General features: G+C 36.4%; 18 protein-coding genes and 1 pseudogene. 9 read left to right on the top strand and 10 right to left on the bottom strand.

What is annotated here, in order from left to right; all coding sequences use genetic code 11:
- Positions 1 to 85 precede the first annotated feature (85 nt).
- Positions 86 to 1180, bottom strand: a complete 1095-nt coding sequence (gene ychF / locus ABWU71_RS05500; RefSeq protein ID WP_353284240.1) for a redox-regulated ATPase YchF — start codon at positions 1178 to 1180, stop codon at positions 86 to 88.
- Positions 1181 to 1282: 102 nt separating this feature from the next.
- Here ychF and ABWU71_RS05495 point away from each other — a divergent pair, with 102 nt between their 5' ends.
- Positions 1283 to 2203 (top strand): hypothetical protein, encoded by a 921-nt coding sequence (locus tag ABWU71_RS05495; RefSeq protein WP_353284239.1) that lies wholly within the window; start codon positions 1283 to 1285, stop codon positions 2201 to 2203.
- Between the two features lie 66 nt (positions 2204 to 2269).
- Here the strand turns inward: ABWU71_RS05495 and ABWU71_RS05490 are convergent, their stop codons facing one another.
- Positions 2270 to 3442: an NADH-quinone oxidoreductase subunit D gene (locus tag ABWU71_RS05490; protein ID WP_353284238.1), complete on the bottom strand. Its 1173-nt coding sequence runs from the start codon at positions 3440 to 3442 to the stop codon at positions 2270 to 2272.
- A gap of 274 nt (positions 3443 to 3716) precedes the next feature.
- Between ABWU71_RS05490 and ABWU71_RS05485 the strand changes: the two genes are divergently transcribed.
- The 7 genes from ABWU71_RS05485 (at position 3717) to ABWU71_RS05455 (ending at position 10019) form a co-directional block, all read left to right on the top strand.
- Positions 3717 to 4895 carry an aspartate aminotransferase family protein gene (locus ABWU71_RS05485; protein ID WP_353284237.1) on the top strand — a complete coding sequence of 393 codons (1179 nt, stop codon included), beginning with the start codon at positions 3717 to 3719 and terminating at the stop codon, positions 4893 to 4895.
- Positions 4896 to 4983: 88 nt separating this feature from the next.
- Positions 4984 to 6267, top strand: coding sequence for an HlyC/CorC family transporter (locus tag ABWU71_RS05480; protein WP_353284236.1), 1284 nt, complete (start codon positions 4984 to 4986; stop codon positions 6265 to 6267).
- Positions 6268 to 6280: 13 nt separating this feature from the next.
- A complete protein-coding gene (locus ABWU71_RS05475; protein ID WP_353284235.1) occupies positions 6281 to 6547 on the top strand; it encodes a DUF2312 domain-containing protein in 267 nt (88 codons plus the stop codon).
- Positions 6540 to 7115: a UbiX family flavin prenyltransferase gene (locus tag ABWU71_RS05470; protein ID WP_353284234.1), complete on the top strand. Its 576-nt coding sequence runs from the start codon at positions 6540 to 6542 to the stop codon at positions 7113 to 7115. Before ABWU71_RS05475 ends, ABWU71_RS05470 begins: the two co-directional genes overlap by 8 nt.
- Positions 7099 to 7986, top strand: a complete 888-nt coding sequence (folD, locus tag ABWU71_RS05465) for a bifunctional methylenetetrahydrofolate dehydrogenase/methenyltetrahydrofolate cyclohydrolase FolD (RefSeq protein WP_353284233.1) — start codon at positions 7099 to 7101, stop codon at positions 7984 to 7986. The genes ABWU71_RS05470 and folD overlap by 17 nt, the downstream gene beginning before the upstream one ends.
- A gap of 193 nt (positions 7987 to 8179) precedes the next feature.
- Positions 8180 to 9039, top strand: a protein-coding gene (locus ABWU71_RS05460; protein WP_353284076.1) for an IS630 family transposase whose coding sequence is annotated in 2 segments (ribosomal slippage) — positions 8180 to 8504 and positions 8504 to 9039 — 861 coding nt in all. Because the reading frame shifts where the segments join, the coding sequence is not laid out codon by codon here.
- Positions 9040 to 9149: 110 nt separating this feature from the next.
- On the top strand, positions 9150 to 10019 hold the full coding sequence (locus tag ABWU71_RS05455) for an Rpn family recombination-promoting nuclease/putative transposase (RefSeq protein ID WP_353284232.1): 870 nt from the start codon (positions 9150 to 9152) through the stop codon (positions 10017 to 10019).
- A gap of 345 nt (positions 10020 to 10364) precedes the next feature.
- Here the strand turns inward: ABWU71_RS05455 and ABWU71_RS05450 are convergent.
- The 7 genes and pseudogenes from ABWU71_RS05450 to ABWU71_RS05420 form a co-directional block, all read right to left on the bottom strand.
- Positions 10365 to 11119 (bottom strand): annotated as a pseudogene (locus tag ABWU71_RS05450) (IS630 family transposase); the annotation flags it as partial.
- A 29-nt stretch (positions 11120 to 11148) separates the two neighbouring features.
- Positions 11149 to 12008 (bottom strand): IS630 family transposase gene (locus ABWU71_RS05445; RefSeq protein WP_353284076.1). Its coding sequence is split into 2 segments (ribosomal slippage): positions 11149 to 11684 and positions 11684 to 12008, totalling 861 coding nucleotides; the frame shifts between segments, so codons are not numbered across the junction.
- A 33-nt stretch (positions 12009 to 12041) separates the two neighbouring features.
- On the bottom strand, positions 12042 to 12176 hold the full coding sequence (locus tag ABWU71_RS05440) for an IS630 transposase-related protein (RefSeq protein ID WP_410530439.1): 135 nt from the start codon (positions 12174 to 12176) through the stop codon (positions 12042 to 12044).
- 348 nt (positions 12177 to 12524) lie between these two features.
- Complete coding sequence (holA, locus tag ABWU71_RS05435; protein ID WP_353284231.1) at positions 12525 to 13541, bottom strand: DNA polymerase III subunit delta; 1017 nt, start codon at positions 13539 to 13541, stop codon at positions 12525 to 12527.
- A gap of 315 nt (positions 13542 to 13856) precedes the next feature.
- Positions 13857 to 14666, bottom strand: a complete 810-nt coding sequence (locus tag ABWU71_RS05430) for a metal ABC transporter permease (protein WP_353284230.1) — start codon at positions 14664 to 14666, stop codon at positions 13857 to 13859.
- Between the two features lies 1 nt (position 14667).
- Positions 14668 to 15024, bottom strand: a complete 357-nt coding sequence (locus tag ABWU71_RS05425; RefSeq protein WP_353284229.1) for an Mth938-like domain-containing protein — start codon at positions 15022 to 15024, stop codon at positions 14668 to 14670.
- Between the two features lie 4 nt (positions 15025 to 15028).
- Complete coding sequence (locus ABWU71_RS05420; protein WP_353284228.1) at positions 15029 to 15895, bottom strand: 4-(cytidine 5'-diphospho)-2-C-methyl-D-erythritol kinase; 867 nt, start codon at positions 15893 to 15895, stop codon at positions 15029 to 15031.
- An 82-nt stretch (positions 15896 to 15977) separates the two neighbouring features.
- Between ABWU71_RS05420 and ABWU71_RS05415 the strand changes: the two genes are divergently transcribed.
- The gene (locus ABWU71_RS05415; protein WP_353284227.1) at positions 15978 to 19544 is read left to right on the top strand and encodes a UvrD-helicase domain-containing protein; all 3567 of its coding nucleotides are present in this window, start codon (positions 15978 to 15980) and stop codon (positions 19542 to 19544) included.
- Between the two features lie 25 nt (positions 19545 to 19569).
- Here ABWU71_RS05415 and ABWU71_RS05410 read toward each other — a convergent pair.
- A protein-coding gene (locus ABWU71_RS05410; RefSeq protein ID WP_353284226.1) for an IS630 family transposase occupies positions 19570 to 20429 on the bottom strand; the annotation gives its coding sequence in 2 pieces (ribosomal slippage) (positions 19570 to 20105 and positions 20105 to 20429; 861 coding nt in all).
- Between the last annotated feature and the right edge of the window lie 46 nt (positions 20430 to 20475).

The following is a 20475-nucleotide window of genomic DNA, read 5'->3' as shown; positions in this document are numbered from 1 at the left end:
TTCCAGTGCTCCCTTTCTTGTCATCCCAGTGCCCAGACACTGGGATCCAGAAAACTTAACTTTAAATAAGTGGCTGCATAATAAACTACACATTAAACCTAAAGTGCATTATATCGCCATCTTGTACGATATAATCTCTGCCTTCGAAGCGAATTTTTCCTGCGTCTTTGCAAGATAATTCACTTCCATACTTTATGTAGTCTGCAAAGCTTATCGTTTCTGCTTTTATAAAGCCTTTCTCAAAATCAGTGTGGATTACACCTGCTGCCTTATCAGCTGTTGATCCTATTTTTACTGGCCATGCCCGTGCTTCTTTGGGGCCTACAGTAAAGAAAGTTATCATACTCAGCACTTCATACATAATACGCGCTACTCCATCAAGGCCTGATTCTTGTAAGCCAAATTCTGATAAAAAACCCTGTTTTTCCTCTTCACTATCAAGATTTGCAATATCTGCTTCGAGTTTTGCTGAAATGCAATAAAATTTGCTTTTATTTTCCTCCGCCATTCTCTCTACCTTTTTAGATAATTCATTGCCAGTTATAACATTTGTATCTTCAACATTGCAAACGTACATAACGGGCTTTGTTGTCAGCAATTGAAGCAACTTCATCTCATCTTCATCGATATTCTCCAAACTTCTTGCAGGTTTACCTAATTTTAAAGTAGCCAGTACCTCTTGCATTAATTCAAGTTGTCTCTTTAGCTCTTTATCACCTTGCTTTGCTTTCTTTTCCAATTGAGGAAGCCTTTTTTCTATGCTATCAATATCAGCTAGGATTAATTCCATTTCTACCACTTCAGCATCTGATATTGGATCTATTTTACTGTGTACATGGCTGATATCGTCATCCGTAAAGCACCTAAGCAGATGAGCGATGGCATCAACTTCTCTGATATGGCTTAAAAATTTATTGCCGAGCCCTTCACCTTTGCTCGCACCCTTTACCAGACCTGCAATATCTACAACTTCTAATTGGTTGTAGATTACCTTCTCTGAGCCTGCAATTGCTGCGATTTGTTTCAAACGTTGGTCTTTTATCGAAATCTTGCCTATATTTGGCTCGATTGTGCAAAAAGGGTAATTTGCAGCTTCGGCTGCACTTGACTCTGTAAGTGCATTAAATAAGGTTGATTTTCCTATGTTTGGTAACCCAACTATACCACAGTTAAAACTCATATTTGCTATGTAAAATTATAACTATTGCATAATTTAAAAATTTCTGCTATACTTAATTAGTTACAATTTTGTTGGTATATAGCTTAAATTAAGGTAAAAACTATGACTACAGCTAAGAAACGGAAACTACCAAGTGACTTTCATGATGTTGAGGTTGGAATAAAAAGGCCCAGGATCTCAGGGCAGGAAATAACTCTTTTAAATAGTAACCCTTACCCTGACAATTTCTATGTAGGACAAGCAATTGGTAATGGAAGCTGTTTTTTTGACTCGTTCAGGCAAAGTCTAGAACAACAGACAGGAGAGCAAGTTACTGCCGAAAAATTAAGAAATGATTGTAGGGAATTTGCACAAAAGAATCCACCAAAGTGGTTTACAGATGCAATTGCCAATGGTTATGATAACAATGGCCAGCACCGTAGTGAAACTGTAGATGATTATACAGCAGACATTATGCGTAACGGTAGGTGGGGTAGCTCTTATGTTGAAGCTAGGATACTTTGTGAAAAGTATGGTGTAAAATTACATGTTATAGAGAGTAACCCATTGCATGCTATTGACACCCAACAAGATCGGTTTTTGCATGAATTAATAGACAATTCAGGTTCAAAAAGTGCAGGTGAATACAATAAAGTTGATTATGATGATAGTAGTATTGTGCATGTAATAAACAAAGGCTATGCTCATTTCGAACCATTGCTTGATAGAAATAAAAGTTTAGCAAAACAAGAGCAAGAAGACTTTCAATTAGCAAAAGAACTTCAATTAGATGAAATTTTGGAGTATTGTAACCTTTCAAAGGGTATCTCTGAGAGAGCAGAAGTTGAAAAGAGATTTGATGAGTTATTGAAGGAAAATGCTGATGGAGAAATTCGTGATGTTGTAGACCAGTGCGTTAATGATATAAAGCAGCGCATAGAGCGCTCTGAAGAGCAAAACCCTTCAAGTTTACTAACATGTGGTACGGAATCGATGGCAGAACCATTTCATCAACAACGAGCACCACAACTTGTAAAATCTTAATAGCCCTGTATATTTTTATATAGGGCTTTTGCAAGCATTTCATATAATATGAACGGATACCAATAATTACCTATCAATCTCACCAAAAACTATATCGAGTGAGCCAATAATTGCTGCAACGTCGGCAAGCATGTGTCCTTTTGCCATAAAGTCTAAGGCTTGTAAATGCGCAAAGCCAGGTGCTCTTATTCGGCACCTATAAGGTCTATTGGTACCATCTGAAACTATATACACTCCAAACTCACCTTTTGGTGCCTCAACAACTGCGTAAGCCTCACCTTCTGGTACGTGATATCCTTCTGAATAGAGCTTAAAATGGTGAATCAGAGCTTCCATAGATTTTTTCATCTCTGCTCTTGACGGTAGAGAAATTTTTCTATCTTCAGTTTTTATTGGCCCTTCAGGCATTTTCTCTATGCACTGCTTCACCAAGCTGATAGATTGCCTAATCTCTGCCATTCTAACTAGATAACGGTCATAACAGTCGCCATTTTGGCCGATCGGTATATCAAAATCTAGTTGATCATATATCTCATATGACTGGCTTTTTCGCAAATCCCAAGCAAGCCCAGCAGCGCGCAACATTGGGCCACTAAAGCCCCAATCAAGTGCCTGTTTAATTGATATTTCACTGATTCCTACAGTGCGTTGCTTCCATATCCTATTTTCTGTTAAAAGTTCATCAACATCGTCTATATACTTTGGAAATTGCTCTATAAACTTTGCAATATCCTCAATCAAACCTTCTGGAACATCTGCTGCAATTCCACCTGGCCTGATGTAAGCTGCGTGAAACCTTGCACCTGAAGCTCTTTCGTAAAATTCCAGTATTTTTTCTCTTTCTTCAAAGAGCCATAAAAGAGGAGTCATTGCTCCAACATCAAGCGCTTGAGAAGAAACGTTCAGTAAATGATTTAGTATTCTCGTCAGTTCACAAAACAAGACACGTAAATACTTTGCCCTAATTGGCACTTCACATTGCAACAATTTCTCCACACAAAGTGAATATGCATGCTCTTGTGACATTGGCGATACATAATCAAGGCGATCAAAATAAGGCAAAGCTTGAAGATACGTTTTATGTTCTATTAATTTTTCAGTACCACGGTGCAAAAGCCCAATATGAGGGTCAGCTCTTTCAATCACTTCGCCATCCATCTCCAAAACAAGACGCAACACTCCATGTGCAGCTGGGTGCTGGGGTCCAAAATTTAACATCATTGTCTTTAGATCGGGCATGTCCAGTAGTTTAAGATATTAAAATTGTATAGGCTAAAGTGCGCTCAAAGTCAATAGACTTCTTGCATAGGCTACAACTGTCATTCAATAGAAACAAAAACTTTTACAATGCTAATAAGTGTTGGTAAAACTAAGTCACTTTAGCTATAGAATGACAAAAAAGGTTTGCATTAGCTAAATTTTTAGTTGAAGTAGCATAAGAGGTTAAAGGAAAAGCTTTGTGTTAATGGGTTTATTTCAGGTATAGTATAGATAATACCACAATACTTACAAAATGGATCATGTTGTTAATGCGTATAATAGACTTGACACTCCTATAGTCAGGGGAGAAGGGGCATATCTTTTTGATAAGGATGGTAAAAAATATTTAGATTTTGCTGCAGGTATTTCTACAACTTCTTTAGGGCATTGTCATCCATACATTACAGATAAGCTGAAAGAGCAATTGAGCTCATTATGGCACTGCTCTAACATTTTCACTATTCCCGAGCAAGAAAGACTTGCTGACCGTTTAACAACCCTTACTTTTGCAGATAAAGTTTTTTTCTGCTCAAGTGGGCTTGAAGCAACAGAAGCTGCAATTAAGTTTATTCGTCGTTACTTTTATTCAAAAGGGCAAGCAAAACGTAATCGTATTGTTACAATTGAAGGAGGCTTTCATGGCCGCAGTATTGCTGCAATTTCTGCTGGAGGCAATGAAAAATCACGCGAAGGTTTTGCTCCGCTCCTTTCTGGTTTTGATAAAGTTCCAAGAAATGACATTAAAGCATTAGAAGAAAAAATCAATAATGAAACATCTGCTGTGTTTTTAGAGCCCATACAAAGCGAAGGTGGAGTATATCCACTAGACGTAGAATATCTTCAAAAAGTAAGGGAAATAACAAAAGCTCAAGGAATAATTTTGTGCTTTGATGAAGTGCAGTGCGGATATGGACGCATCGGTTCTTTATTTCATTATCAAAATGTCGGCATTGAACCTGATATGCTAACCTGTGCAAAAGCTATGGGTAACGGTTTTCCTTTAGCTGCATGTTTAGTAAAAGATTACATAGCAGAAGCAATTACTCCAGGAACTCATGGATCAACCTATGGTGGCAATCCACTTGCCATGACTGTTGGTAATGCAGTGCTCGATATAATGCTAAAAGAAGGCTTTTTTGATCATGTTAAAAGAATTAGTAAATATTTAAAAGAAAAGCTGTTGCCTTTAGCTAAAGAATTTCCTGAGATGATTTTAGAAGTTCGTGGAGAAGGGTTACTAATGGGAATAGAACTAGCAACTCCTGTAGCTGATAAAATTATTAGTCGATCTCTTGACAAAGGTTTAATAATAACTAGGGTTTTAAACAACAAAGTAGTAAGGGTAACCCCATCACTTATCATTGAGGATGAGCATGTGAACGCAGCGTGTGATATGCTTTATGATTTGTTTTTTAAGATTAAAGATATATAAAATTCGGCAATATAAATTCAGGCTTGCAAATGCCTCTCATAACATGTAGAATTAATTTTATTTTTTATCACAATAACATCGTACTTTAATGGATTGGTTATTGGTCTTAGTATCATCAGCAATTTTTGTTTTGTTAGTTTTATCGTTTTTGTTCTCGGGAGCAGAAATAGGCTTAACCTCAATTAGCCGTTCTCGAGTTAATAAGCTAAAGCTAGACGGTAACAAAAGAGCCAGGGTAATAGATCGCTTATTAAATAGGAAAGAATTGACAATAGGAACGGTATTGCTCGGCAATACAATTATTAATATTACTTGCTCTGCTTTATTTACAGCAATATTTATCAATCTTTTTGGAAATGAGGGCATTCTCCTATCAACAATTATAATGACATTTTGTATTTTATTGTTCTGCGAAGTTCTACCAAAAACTTATGCTATTCAAAATCCTGAAAAATTTGCATCATTTTCTGCTTATTTTGTATTGTTTTTTGTAAAGATTTTTTCTCCATTGACGCTAGGTATTCAATTTATTGTTAACCTCATCCTAAAATTATGTGGGCTGCATAAAGATAAGGAAGTGATATCTGCAGCGGATGCAATGCGTAATATGATTACTCTTCACCGCAGTGAAGGAACTATGTTACAACAGGATTTAGATATGCTAAGCAGCATACTTGATTTGGCTGAGACAGAGATATCACAAATCATGACCCATAGAAGAAACCTATTTTCTCTTGATATAGATTGGAATAAAGAAGAGTTAATAAGAGAGATTTTAATCAGCAGTCACAGTAGAGTACCTTTATGGCAGAAGGAACCAGATAACATTGTAGGTGTAATTCACGTGAAAGCTCTAATAAATGCTTTGCGTGAAAAGAATAATAAAGCGGAAGAAGTTGACATTACCCAAGTTATGTCAAGGCCTTGGTTTATACCAGAAAGTACACCGCTCAGCGTTCAACTTCACAACTTCCGTAAGAACAGGAAACACCTTGCATTTGTTATTGATGAGTATGGAGCACTGCAGGGAATTGTAACTCTTGAGGATATACTGGAAGAAATAGTTGGAGAAATTTCGGATGAACATGATTTGATTACGGAGAATTTTATAAAGAAAATATCTGATAATATGTATCATATAGAAGGAAAATCTACTATTAGGGACATTAACAGGCAGTTACACTGGAATCTCCCTGATGAAGAAGCTACAACTCTAGCAGGTATGATTGTGAATGAAATAGAGCGCATTCCTGACGAAGGCGAGGAGTTTTCCATGTATGGTTTTCGCTTTAAGATTTTAAAAAAAGATAAAAATATTATTACTGTTGTTGAAGTGCAAGTAAAAACTGGTAATACTGGTAGCAGCAATTAATTAGTGGAGTTTCATGGAAGATACAGTAAAAATAACGGCTGAAGAGTTGAAGGGTTACATAGAGAGAATCGAAAAACTTGAACAAGAAAAGAGGGATGTGCAAGATCACATTCGTGATGTATATGCAAAAGCCGCAGATGAAGGTTGGGATATAAAAGTGATGAAACAAATTATTAAGCTGAGGAAGATGGATGATGATGACAGAGAGGAACAAGAAATATTGCTTGATACCTATAAACGTGCATTGGGAATGAGCTACGAAGAAGAGTTAAGTGAATAGAAGAATTGTAATTGGAATAAGTGGAGCATCTGGTTCTATTTACGGTGTACGTATTTTAGAAGCGTTGAAAGATATCGATTATGAAACTCATTTAGTGATAAGCAGTGCTGGGAAAATAACTTTAGCTCACGAGATTAAAGAAAAACTTGAAGATATTACATCACTTGCAGATTTTTACTATTCTGAAGAAAAAATAGGAGAAAAAATGGCAAGCGGCTCATTTAAAACCTCAGGGATGATTGTAGCACCATGCTCTATGAAGACAATGTCTGAAATCGCATCAGGTGTTACTTCCAATCTATTGACAAGGGCTGCAGATGTAACGCTAAAAGAAAGAAGAAAGTTAGTTCTTATGGTGCGAGAGTCACCACTGCATCTTGGGCATTTACAAAATATGTTAAAATTAACGGAGATGGGAGCAATTATTGCTCCACCAGTGCCTGCTTTTTATATTAAACCGAAATCGTTGGATGATATTATTAATCATTCTGTTGGCAAAGTATTGGATTTATTTGATATCAAATTACCCGACTTTAAGGAGTGGCAAGGAAGTGACAATTATTATTGATGGTAAAAAAATAGCAAACGACCTATGTGAGAGGCTATCACAAAAGATTAATGTTCTAAAGAGGGAGCATAATATTTTTCCTTGCCTGAAAGTAATTCTCGTGGGCAGCAATCCAGCAAGTCAGGTTTATGTTCGCAATAAACAAAAAAAAGCAGAATCAATAGGCATAAGTTCTGAGACCATTGTTTTGCCTGATAATATTTCAGAAGATGAATTAATTGAAAAAATCAATGAATTAAATGAAGATCCATCTGTGCACGGGATTTTAGTGCAATTGCCTTTGCCAAACCATATTAGTGCAAGCAGAGTAATTAACACAGTAAATGTTGAAAAAGATGTAGATGGCTTCCATGATGAAAACGTTGGCAAATTAGTTAAAGGTGAAAAAAACTGCCTTATACCTTGCACTCCTAAAGGTTCTTTGCATTTAATTAAATCAATTGAAGAGAACCTTTCCGGTAAAAACGCAGTGGTGATTGGTAGGTCAAATATCGTGGGTAAACCAATGTTTCACCTATTGCTGCAGGAAAATTGCACTGTTACCATCTTGCATTCACAAAGCAAGGATTTAGCTGAATATTGCTCTAAAGCGGATATAGTAGTTGCAGCAGTCGGAAAGCCAAATTTTGTTCAAGCAGACTGGATAAAGAAAGGTGCAATAGTGATCGATGTTGGCATAAATAGCGTTAATGTAGGAGAACAAAGTAAACTCGTAGGTGATGTTGACTTTGAAGGAATAAAAGGGAAAGCCAAAGCTATGACCCCAGTACCCGGGGGCGTTGGCCCAATGACCATTGCATTTCTAATGATGAATACTGTTATTGCTGCTTGCTTGCAGAAGGGAGTTGATGCTTCTAATTTCATTAGTTGAGGTATGAAGAGGAAAGCTGTATGAAGATAGACATCTCACAATTAATAAAAAATTGAGATTTTTGAAATTCCTCAGCAGTCAAATTTATTAAATATTTAGGATCATCATCTATTCTTTTTTCTCTACAAGTATAGCTCTTTTCATAGAAGTCCGGATGTGATAAGATAAGGATAGACGATGATAAGGAGGTTGAGTGCCAGCAGCATATAGTTATGACTTAAGGAAAAAAGCAATGGAAGCGCTAGAGGAGGGAGGAAGCAGAGAAACAGTGGCAGCAAGATTTAAAATTGGACGAACTACTTTATGGGAGTGGCAGCAAAGAAGAAAAGAAACAGGAGACTTTCAATCAAAAAAACTTGGAAATGGAGGTTACAATCACAAAATCACCGACTGGGATGCCTTTGCTAAATTTGCCAGAGAAAACGGAGGAAAGACTCTGTCGGAAATGGCTAAACTTTGGGGCAACGTTAGTATCCAAACGATCCACCGAGCTCTCAGAAAAATTGGATTTACGCGCAAAAAAAGACATATGGATACAAGGAAAGAAACGAAGAAAAACGTGCTGAATTCTTAAAAATTATAGCAACAAAAGAACCAGAAAACTTAGTTTATATAGATGAGTCTGGCATTGATAACACAGAGGACTATCCATATGGGTATTGCCAGAAAGGACAGCGGTTTTATGGCCTAAAATCTGGAAAGAAAACTCAACGAATCAGTATGGTTGCAGCCTTAAGTAGAAGAAAGATAGTTGCTCCATTAACCTTTGAAGGCCACTGTAATATGGATGTTTTTAATGGATGGTTTGAGCAATTTTTGACACCGATCTTGGAACCTGGACAGACTGTCATTCTTGACAATGCTACTTTTCATAAGTCTGGTAAGATTATCGAGCTTGCTAGAGGAGTTGGTGCAGAAATTTTGTATCTGCCGCCGTATTCTCCAGATTTCAACAAAATTGAGCATCATTGGTTTGCTATAAAAAACAGAGCTAGGAAAAACATTCCTCTATTCGAATCCTTTCGTCGTGCTGTTGATTCTGCCTTCCTATGACCTGTTCGGACTATTATGAGAAATGCTATAACTATAGCTATCTTCAAAAATATGGTTGAATAATTGTTAATAATAGTGTATAACTATTAATATTTTTAAGCACTTTGGCTATGGCTCTTTCAAAATTTCTCGATCCTCGCAATGATTTGTGTTTCAAAAAAATCTTTGGAACGGAAAAAAATAAGAATATCCTGATCCACTTTTTGAACGATATTTTAGGGTTTACTGAGATAAATGCAATACAAGAAGTTGAGTTTCTTAGTACTATTATGGATCCCGAAGTTGCCTCTGATAAACAAAGTATTGTTGATGTTCTCTGCAAGGATTCTATTGGTAATAGGTTTGTGATTGAGATGCAGCTCGCTAGAGACAAAGGCTTCGAAAAACGCGCTCAATTATATGCTGCTAAAGCCTACTCAAGACAATTAGATAAATCTGGAAATTACATTGATTTAAAGAAAGTCTTCTTTATTGCTATATCAAATTGTAACTTACTTCCTGAAGAAGTTGATTATATCTCTACTCATAATATACGTGATATAAAAACCAACGGCCATTACTTAAAAGATTTTCAATTTATCTTTATAGAATTGCCCAAATTTTCAAAAAGTAAAGTAGAGCAGCTAGAAAGTACAATAGAAAGGTGGTGTTTCTTTTTTAAATACGCAGAAGAAACAACAGAAGAGGACTTAAAAGAGATAGCAGAAAAAGCACCAATAATAAAGCTGGCGTATGATGAGTTAGACAAGTTTCGTTGGAACGAAAAAGATTTAGTAGCCTATGAAGAAAGGATAATGGATCTACGCAAAGAAGAAGCCATTCTTGAATACAGACTTGATCTTGCTGAAGAGAAAGGTATACAAAAAGGAAAAATTGAAGTCGCAAAAGCAATGCTGGCTAATAATGTTGATGTCAATACTATTGTCAAGTTTACTAGCCTTTCTATTAGTGAGATTGAAGAATTAAGTGGAAATCTGTGAACGGTTACACTTGGAAAACCTTTGCGGCATAATTTAAGTGGGCAGCTTAGCCTACGATTACCGCATAATTTACTATATAGATATTCCAGAACATACAGTAGTTATTACTTCAATTGAACACAGAAAAGATTCTTATCAAAGTTAATTACCCTTATTATCAATAACTATTAGCTACAGACCAGTTCTTGTTAAGTTACAGTAAAGAAATGAGTCATATATAGCTAAACTGACTTAGATTTACCTACAATTTGATAACCCGTCATTCCGCTACTAGTTAGCGGAATCTAGAGATACCGTGACGGTATGACGGTTAAGTATAGCATTTCTCATAATAGTCCGAACAGGTCATAGGAAGGCAGAATCAACAGCACGACGAAAGGATTCGAATAGAGGAATGTTTTTCCTAGCTCTGTTTTTTATAGCAAACCAATGATGCTCAATTTTGTTGAAATCTGGAGAATACGGCGGCAGATACAAAATTTCTGCACCAACTCCTCTAGCAAGCTCGATAATCTTACCAGACTTATGAAAAGTAGCATTGTCAAGAATGACAGTCTGTCCAGGTTCCAAGATCGGTGTCAAAAATTGCTCAAACCATCCATTAAAAACATCCATATTACAGTGGCCTTCAAAGGTTAATGGAGCAACTATCTTTCTTCTACTTAAGGCTGCAACCATACTGATTCGTTGAGTTTTCTTTCCAGATTTTAGGCCATAAAACCGCTGTCCTTTCTGGCAATACCCATATGGATAGTCCTCTGTGTTATCAATGCCAGACTCATCTATATAAACTAAGTTTTCTGGTTCTTTTGTTGCTATAATTTTTAAGAATTCAGCACGTTTTTCTTCGTTTCTTTCCTTGTATCCATATGTCTTTTTTTGCGCGTAAATCCAATTTTTCTGAGAGCTCGGTGGATCGTTTGGATACTAACGTTGCCCCAAAGTTTAGCCATTTCCGACAGAGTCTTTCCTCCGTTTTCTCTGGCAAATTTAGCAAAGGCATCCCAGTCGGTGATTTTGTGATTGTAACCTCCATTTCCAAGTTTTTTTGATTGAAAGTCTCCTGTTTCTTTTCTTCTTTGCTGCCACTCCCATAAAGTATAGTATTTCTCATAATAGTCCGAACAGGTCATAGGAAGGCAGAATCAACAGCACGACGAAAGGATTCGAATAGAGGAATGTTTTTCCTAGCTCTGTTTTTTATAGCAAACCAATGATGCTCAATTTTGTTGAAATCTGGAGAATACGGCGGCAGATACAAAATTTCTGCACCAACTCCTCTAGCAAGCTCGATAATCTTACCAGACTTATGAAAAGTAGCATTGTCAAGAATGACAGTCTGTCCAGGTTCCAAGATCGGTGTCAAAAATTGCTCAAACCATCCATTAAAAACATCCATATTACAGTGGCCTTCAAAGGTTAATGGAGCAACTATCTTTCTTCTACTTAAGGCTGCAACCATACTGATTCGTTGAGTTTTCTTTCCAGATTTTAGGCCATAAAACCGCTGTCCTTTCTGGCAATACCCATATGGATAGTCCTCTGTGTTATCAATGCCAGACTCATCTATATAAACTAAGTTTTCTGGTTCTTTTGTTGCTATAATTTTTAAGAATTCAGCACGTTTTTCTTCGTTTCTTTCCTTGTATCCATATGTCTTTTTTTGCGCGTAAATCCAATTTTTCTGAGAGCTCGGTGGATCGTTTGGATACTAACGTTGCCCCAAAGTTTAGCCATTTCCGACAGAGTCTTTCCTCCGTTTTCTCTGGCAAATTTAGCAAAGGCATCCCAGTCGGTAATTTTGTGATTGTAACCTCCATTTCCAAGTTTTTTTGATTGAAAGTCTCCTGTTTCTTTTCTTCTTTGCTGCCACTCCCATAAAGTAGTTCGTCCAATTTTAAATCTTGCTGCCACTGTTTCTCTGCTTCCTCCCTCCTCTAGCGCTTCCATTGCTTTTTTCCTTAAGTCATAACTATATGCTGCTGGCACTCAACCTCCTTATCATCGTCTATCCTTATCTTATCACATCCGGACTTCTATGAAAAGAGCTATAGTTCGTCCAATTTTAAATCTTGCTGCCACTGTTTCTCTGCTTCCTCCCTCCTCTAGCGCTTCCATTGCTTTTTTCCTTAAGTCATAACTATATGCTGCTGGCACTCAACCTCCTTATCATCGTCTATCCTTATCTTATCACATCCGGACTTCTATGAAAAGAGCTATAACGCGTCATGCCGCCGCGGTATCTCTTAGCATAGATCCCGCTAACAAGTAGCGGGATGACGAGCTCATCGTCATGCCGCCACGAATCGTCATACCGCGATTCATTCGCGGTATCTCATCCGCTAATAAGTAGCGGAATGACGGTTTTTCAAATTGTCGGTAAATCTAAGTCAGTTTAGCTATAGGCAGCAATTTTCTGTATTTATTTTAAATTGAAGAAAGCTCAAATGAAAGATCGTGTTTTGCTAAAATCACAGAATGCAGTCTGATTACACCTTATCTTTGTTAGCTATAGGAAGTAATTGTATTTGTAATATGATAAATCTTATGTTGAAAAATCATTTTATGATCTAAATCAGTTTTTTTACAGGTAACTTCTAAGCTTATCAATTTTTCCAAGATCTTCTTAAGTTCTGAAAGTTGCAAACTTCTCAAATGAGATTTAAAACTCTGCAATTGTTTAAAAAACAATGGAGGGCTTAGCTGATCAATCGCAGCCTGCTCACTCATTCCACCTTGCACTGACAGCAAAACGGTTTCAAGGTGTAGGAAATAATTTGATATAATGCGAATTAGCGCTATCGGTGAAAAATTTTCTTGCGATATCAATGCATCAGAAATTCTAATGAAGCGCGACATATCTTTACTTGCTATGGCAGAGCATAGATCATCAAGTGTAGCATAGTCGTTGCCGTAAGTTGAAAAGCATAATTCTATATCAGTAAGTTTTAGGTCTTTTCTCTCCCCTAAGTACAAAACTAACTTCTCAAGTTCTGAACATATAGGCAGCTTGCTATGATTAAAGTAAGATTGCAAATGGTAGATTATCTCATTTGTGCATTTTATATCATTTTGTTTTAAGTAACTTGATATAATGTCATAAAGATTGCTGTTGCTGTCCTTATAGCAAGCAATCACACCAAAAATTTTTGAACTCTCCATATAACTTTTAGTCGCAGAATTATATGGAAGATCACTTGCTACCATCATTACATAATGACCACTTGCGTTATAATCCAACACGTTTTTTAACTCTTTGGATATACCTCCACTCACATTTATCAGCTTAATTAATTTTTTGCTGGTAAACATCGAAATGTTTGCCAATTCAGAAAACAGTAAACCGGGTGACTTATTCACTATTGCAAAATCCATCACCTGAACTGAATACTCATCCAAATTAGCAATTATTTCTTGTACATAAAAACCAACCCTACTGTTATCACTTCCATGAATTAACACACCACTTAAAGCATCAGGTTTCTCTAGGAATTTTTTAACTTTGGATGGTGTAACCCTCATGCCATCTATATGATATCATTCTCATTTGACTGTACATGAGTATCCAAAGGCTCTAAGCTTTCTTGTACAATATTATGCGCATCATCTGCCACATCATCTGACGCATCCTTCCTCCAAAAAGAAGCACACTTATTGTAAAAATTTTTCATAGGTTGTACTATATATTTAGAAAAAAATCCTTCTTCGCTCATATTGCTTACTCCATAAAACTAACATCTTATCATTAGCACATAAACAATAATATAGCAAATTGTGCTAAGATAGTGATGTTTTATAATGAGCATATTACAAAATTATTAACATTCGAGACTAAAATTAAGCCAACCTGCTTAATACTAGCCTTATAAAATAAGCGATAATTAAATATACGGCTGCAACAAGTATAATTGCAGGTCCAGTTAACAAATCAAAACTTGCAGATAACATGAGACCCGATATCCCAGAGATCACAGAAAAAACTGTTGCAACAATAATCATCTGCATTGGAGTTTTCGAGATGAGCCTTGCAGATGCTGCTGGTATTAGCAAAAATGCAGCAATGAGTAATATTCCTATTAGTTGGGCAGCAATTGCTATAAATATAGCAAGAGTGATTAAAAATTCTAGTCTAACAAAATTAACATTAATCTTCTCAACTACTGCTAAATCTTGATTAATTGAAATCATTAGCCAATAACGCCATCTAAATATTAATATCAAAGTAACTATTACAGAGGTTAAAAAAATCGATATTATATCACTTTGATCGAGCGTTAATATATCACCAAACAGTGAGCTAATAATACTATTATTGCCAGATGGAAGAAAAGACATAAGTATTAAACTCGATGATAAAACTACATTGGTAACAATGTTCAATATCGTATCAGCAGAATATAATCTGTTAAAATTAAGAGAAAGTAGTATAGCAAATGTAATTGCAATGAGCATTATGCTAAGCGATGGGCTAATCTTAAAGATTAAAGCAAGTGCAACACCAAGCAATGAAGAATGGGACAAACTATCACCAAGATAAGATAACCTTTGCCATATCATAAACGATCCTAAAGCGCCTGTTACTAGGCTAATTACGAATACTGCAACTAGACTGTTGATGAAAAAATCCTGGGTAAACATTTCAAACATGCTATATGGCTATTAGATAACCGACAACAAATCTATCTTCGGATATTAAAACGTTATGGGTTCTGCATGCTGCACCGGTTGTCATAAATTCAAAATTTAAACCTTTTTGTTCCATAAGATAGGACTTCACTGAAGAACTTGGTATATTGCGTGTTTTACCAGTACCTATTATCAAAATTTCTATTTCCTCTGTTAAAAAAGATTTAAAATGTTCCTTACTATTTATATCACTTTCTTTCAATTTAATCACCTTTTCAGGAAAAACTATAATTGAGCCACAATATTCTCTATTATTCACCAAAAATTTTCCTTCCCTATAACCACTTATAAGATTTTTATTCTTGGAAATTAAGGGCATAAAGTCAAACTATTAATTGAGTGTTGCATACCCACCATCCTGGTTGCTTTTTTCTGATATTAACTGCAGCAGCTTTTGCATTTTCCTCACTATCGAATATTCCAAAGCATGATACACCACTGCCTGACATGCGAGAAAGTATAGAGCCTTCTTGTGACTCAAGTGTTGATATCACATCCTTAATTTCAGGTACAAAGCTTATTGCTATTTCTTGAAGATCGTTTCTCGTCTCTTTAAGAAGCTTCAACAAATCCTTTTCAGCGTCATCGCTCCATTTAATTGGCTCAGAAAATTTTCCTTCATGTTTAGAAAATACCTCTGTTGTACTCAAAAACCTTTTTTTCGGTTTCACAAGCACCACATTTGTGGGTAAAGAGAATTTTTTAATGTGGCATAATTCTTCGCCAATACCTCTAACAAAAACAGGCTTACTATCTACGCTTGCTGGAACATCAGCACCAACGTTTAAGGCTATTTCATTTAAAATCGTCCTATCAATCTCCCATAACTTCCCTAGCGTACGTACCACAGCTCCAGCATCTGAGGATCCGCTACCAAGTCCTGCAGCAATTGGTATATTTTTTACAACCTTTACAATGACTTTAGTGCGTACAGGAGCATGCCTAAGCAGCAGATTAACCGCTTTCGTTACAGTGTTATACTGGTTATTTATTCTAGACTCGGAGTTTATAAATTCAACTGTAGAGTTATCGTATCTAGAATCCTTCTCACCTACTTTTATTTCCAAAAAATTAGAGAGATTAGCAAAGACAAATAAACCTTCAATCAAGTGATATCCTGTTTCTTTTTTGTCTACAACATGCAAAAAAAGATTGATTTTTGCAGGCGCCTTTACACAAAAACTTTTCATTATGTATCTTCACTAACACTATTTTTACATTATATGTATAATGCTATTTTAGTCAACTTTATATAAGGTTCTCGCACTTCTGATGAGATCAAATGCCATAAATCCTAATTTCTCTGTATGGGTAAATGCATCTGCTGGTACAGGCAAAACAAAAATCTTAATAGACAGAGTATTGAGACTTTTATTAGAAAACAAAAGAAATATTCTTTGCTTAACATTTACCAATGCTGCAGCAAACGAGATGGAAAATCGCATTCACAGCATACTCAGTAAGTGGGCAATATGTTCAGATAGTGTGTTGGCAGCAGATCTAGAACAACTAGATTTCTTTCCGATGTCATTCCAGCGCGTGACGCTGGAATCCAGTAAAAAAAAAGAATGGATCCCAGTGTCAAGCACTGGGATGACAGGGGATGACGCAGAAATAACGGAGAATGATGCTGAGGTGATAGCACCACATAACCACGATTTAAGTGAAAATCCAGTAGCCCACCCTTCGATGTCATCCCAGCATCCCTACTTGTCATCCCAGTGCGTGACAATGGGATCCAGAGAAAATAAAGATTATTTAACAAGAGCAAGAAGGCTTTTCTCTGAACTGGAAAATCTTGGTCTAACTATACAAACCATACATGCTTTCTGTTACAAATTAATTTCCAACTTTCCCATAGAAGCTGGTATCGCCCCAAATTGTACACTGAGTGAATGTAAAGAATTACATTCCATCATATTCAATAAAGTGCTTCATAACGAAACTGTGCAGGATGATATCAACCTTATTGCAGATGAAATTGATGAAAATAAACTACGCGATTTGCTTTATACTTTATGTATAAAAAGATTTGCGTCAGCAAATGATTTAAAATACGTAAAAGAAAAACTCAATGCTCCGGATGAGATTCATGATTTACAGAGTGAAACGACTGAGCAGATAAAAAAATTAGCCGAGATATTAAGTGAAGGCAGTAAAAGAGATCAGAGTTATAGTGCAATACTTTATTCTACTGTCATTCCAGTGCTTGACACTGGAATCCAGAAAAAAAGAACCAGTGTCAGCTACTTGGATGACACCGGAATAAAGTGGAATGACACCAAAATAGAAAACCTAGCCAAGGTATTTCTAAAATCAGAATCGCACGAAAAAAAGAGCATATCATCCATTGCAACAAAAAGTATTTTGGAGAAATTCAAAGATGCAGAACAAATAATAGAGAGCGTTCAGAATGTAGTATTTACCCATATAAGAGACATGAACTCTTATCAAATATTCAAGAGAACCAGTAGCTTACTTGGTATATTTAAAGTATATATTGATTTGTATAATAGTGAAAAATCAAAAAATGCACTGCTTGACTACAATGATATAATCAACTTAGCAACAAATCTTCTCAGCAATCCAAACTATAAAGATTGGATATTGTTTAACTTAGATCAAAAAATAGATCACATCCTTGTTGACGAGGCACAAGACAATAGCATCAGCCAGTGGAAAATTATAACAAATCTCTGCGATGAATTTTTTGCCGGTAATGATGAAAAGCGAACCTTATTTGTAGTTGGTGACGTAAAACAATCCATATACAGATTTCAAGGAGCAAATCCCCATCTATTCAACTATATGCAACAATACTTTCATACGAAAACTGGTGGTAGAGATTGGATATCATGCCAACTTGAAAAGTCATTTCGCTCAACTCCAGAAGTTTTGATGCTTGTAGACAGATTATTTAACAACTTCCGCGCAGAAATATCTTTTGTTGATAATGAAATAAAACATGTTCCACATAGAGAAAATGATCAAGGATATATTGAAATTTGGCCAGCTTTACCAAGGCGCAAAGAGAAAGAACAGCAAGCTTTACAAATTCCTCTAACATGTAAGGAAGGTTATACAATAGCAGATCGATTACTTGCTCAAACAATAGCTAACAGAATTCACAATTGGTTAAACGAAGGGCGGATTTTAGTCGCTAAAGATCGCCATATAGAACCAAGAGACATTATGGTTCTGGTACGACAACGAAACGTATTAGTTGATTACATAATAAGCGAACTTAAAAAAGCAAACGTGCCAGTTGTAGGCCGGGATTATTTTAGAATTATGGACTATATAGCCGTGCAGGACTTAATAGCTTTGGCCGAATTTTTACTCCTCCAGGCAAATGATTTAGCTCTTGCAAATGCTTTAAAATCACCACTATTTAATTTTACCGAGGATGATTTATTTAACATTGCATATGATCGTAAAGAGCATTCACTATGGGAAAAAATTAAGGATTATTCTGTGGTTATCTATAGTGAATTAAACTATCTCATTAACTTATCTCGCACAGAATCCCCTCTCGCATTATTCACGCATATACTGCGCACAGGTAAGAAGAAATTTGCTGCAAGGCTAGGTCTTGAGTGCTTCGAGGTTCTAGACGAATTTATGAACCTTGTGTTGCAATTTGAAAACCCATCTCTTCAAGCGTTTGTTCAGTGGATCAAGGAGAATAACCCGGAGATTAAGAATGATATGCAATCAGAACGCAATGCTGTGCGAATAATGACAATTCATAAATCAAAAGGTCTGCAAGCTCCCATAGTATTTTTGGTTGATACAAACACAGTGCCAAGAAACAGTGAAAGCATTATCTTTGATGGAACAGAAGTGCCATTTTGGTGTGGAAAAAACAACAACGCTTATTGCGATCAAGTAAAAAGAGAGAAAAAACTAGAGGATTATAATGAATATTTGCGTTTATTATACGTAGCACTTACACGTGCTGAAGATGAGTTATACATCTTAAGTAAAGAGCCAGTGCAAAAGGGCTCTTGGTATGATCTAATCACTCAGTATGGAGAACTATATGAAAAGAAACAGGCATACTTACAGCCAATATTTAAAGAAAAAGTTGAAGTACTATGTGTGAATGCAAACTACCCTTACATTTATAAAAAACGTGATTACTTTGACGTTCCGGTCATTTCCCTTCCGCCAGCTTTAGCCCACTCTTCGGTGTCATCCCAGCGTCCTCCCCTGTCATTCCAGTGCTTGACACTGGAATCCAGTAAAAAAGAAGAAAAGCCAGCATCAGCTACTCACTCTTCGATGTCATTTCAGCACGTGACGCTGGGACCTGGAGAAAAAAAGCCAGTGTCAAGCACTGGGATGACAAATAGGGGTATTGGAATGACAGATGAGAGTGATGGAATGACAACAAGGAGCATTGGGATGACAGATGGTTATGCAAGAGGCATGATCATTCACAGCATATTGCAGTATATGCCCAAGATAGAAAAAGAAAGGAGAAAAAATTGGGTCAGAAAATACCTTGATAACATCAACATCAGTGAAGATAAGGATGAAATTTACAGTAAAATATTAGCCTTTAATGAAAAATATGGCTATTTGTTTGACTTGGAAGGCAAATCAGAGATTACACTGAGTGGAACAATTGATGGCAAGTCAGTATTAGTACGACTAGATAGGCTATGCATAACGCAAGATAAAGCAATCATAATTGACTACAAATCACACCGTAACGTTTCTGTTTCCTCATTAAATGAAATAAAAAAGCAAATGTTGATCTATAAAACCTTAGTACAAGAAATATATCCAAACAAGCAAGTAGAATGTGTGGTTATTTGGGTGGAAGATTTATAGCATTTCTCATAATAGTCCGAACAGGTCATAGGAAGGCAGAATCAACAGCACGACGAAAGGATTCGAATAGAGGAATGTTTTTCCTAGCTCTGTTTTTTATAGCAAACCAATGATGCTCAATTTTGTTGAAATCTGGAGAATACGGCGGCAGATACAAAATTTCTGCACCAACTCCTCTAGCAAGCTCGATAATCTTACCAGACTTATGAAAAGTAGCATTGTCAAGAATGACAGTCTGTCCAGGTTCCAAGATCGGTGTCAAAAATTGCTCAAACCATCCATTAAAAACATCCATATTACAGTGGCCTTCAAAGGTTAATGGAGCAACTATCTTTCTTCTACTTAAGGCTGCAACCATACTGATTCGTTGAGTTTTCTTCCCAGATTTTAGGCCATAAAACCGCTGTCCTTTCTGGCAATACCCATATGGATAGTCCTCTGTGTTATCAATGCCAGACTCATCTATATAAACTAAGTTTTCTGGTTCTTTTGTTGCTATAATTTTTAAGAATTCAGCACGTTTTTCTTCGTTTCTTTCCTTGTATCCATATGTCTTTTTTTGCGCGTAAATCCAATTTTTCTGAGAGCTCGGTGGATCGTTTGGATACTAACGTTGCCCCAAAGTTTAGCCATTTCCGACAGAGTCTTTCCTCCGTTTTCTCTGGCAAATTTAGCAAAGGCATCCCAGTCGGTAATTTTGTGATTGTAACCTCCATTTTCAAGTTTTTTTGATTGAAAGTCTCCTGTTTCTTTTCTTCTTTGCTGCCACTCCCATAAAGTAGTTCGTCCAATTTTAAATCTTGCTGCCACTGTTTCTCTGCTTCCTCCCTCCTCTAGCGCTTCCATTGCTTTTTTCCTTAAGTCATAACTATATGCTGCTGGCACTCAACCTCCTTATCATCGTCTATCCTTATCTTATCACATCCGGACT

The sequence above is a fragment of the Wolbachia endosymbiont (group A) of Lasioglossum fulvicorne genome (assembly GCF_964028605.1).
GTDB lineage: Bacteria > Pseudomonadota > Alphaproteobacteria > Rickettsiales > Anaplasmataceae > Wolbachia.
Note: the sequence above shows the minus strand (reverse complement) of the source record. Positions and strands in the feature narration are given on the sequence as shown.

Excerpts from the sequence above, each read along its gene's own strand:
- ychF (WP_353284240.1), bottom strand. The coding sequence starts at position 1,180 with ATGAGTTTTAACTGTGGTATAGTTGGGTTACCAAACATAGGAAAATCA.
- ABWU71_RS05480 (WP_353284236.1), top strand. The coding sequence starts at position 4,984 with ATGGATTGGTTATTGGTCTTAGTATCATCAGCAATTTTTGTTTTGTTA.
- ABWU71_RS05475 (WP_353284235.1), top strand. The coding sequence starts at position 6,281 with ATGGAAGATACAGTAAAAATAACGGCTGAAGAGTTGAAGGGTTACATA.
- ABWU71_RS05485 (WP_353284237.1), top strand. The coding sequence starts at position 3,717 with ATGGATCATGTTGTTAATGCGTATAATAGACTTGACACTCCTATAGTC.
- ABWU71_RS05425 (WP_353284229.1), bottom strand. The coding sequence starts at position 15,024 with ATGCCCTTAATTTCCAAGAATAAAAATCTTATAAGTGGTTATAGGGAA.
- ABWU71_RS05415 (WP_353284227.1), top strand. The coding sequence starts at position 15,978 with ATGAGATCAAATGCCATAAATCCTAATTTCTCTGTATGGGTAAATGCA.
- ABWU71_RS05455 (WP_353284232.1), top strand. The coding sequence starts at position 9,150 with ATGGCTCTTTCAAAATTTCTCGATCCTCGCAATGATTTGTGTTTCAAA.
- holA (WP_353284231.1), bottom strand. The coding sequence starts at position 13,541 with ATGAGGGTTACACCATCCAAAGTTAAAAAATTCCTAGAGAAACCTGAT.
- ABWU71_RS05420 (WP_353284228.1), bottom strand. The coding sequence starts at position 15,895 with ATGAAAAGTTTTTGTGTAAAGGCGCCTGCAAAAATCAATCTTTTTTTG.
- ABWU71_RS05430 (WP_353284230.1), bottom strand. The coding sequence starts at position 14,666 with ATGTTTGAAATGTTTACCCAGGATTTTTTCATCAACAGTCTAGTTGCA.
- ABWU71_RS05490 (WP_353284238.1), bottom strand. The coding sequence starts at position 3,442 with ATGCCCGATCTAAAGACAATGATGTTAAATTTTGGACCCCAGCACCCA.
- ABWU71_RS05495 (WP_353284239.1), top strand. The coding sequence starts at position 1,283 with ATGACTACAGCTAAGAAACGGAAACTACCAAGTGACTTTCATGATGTT.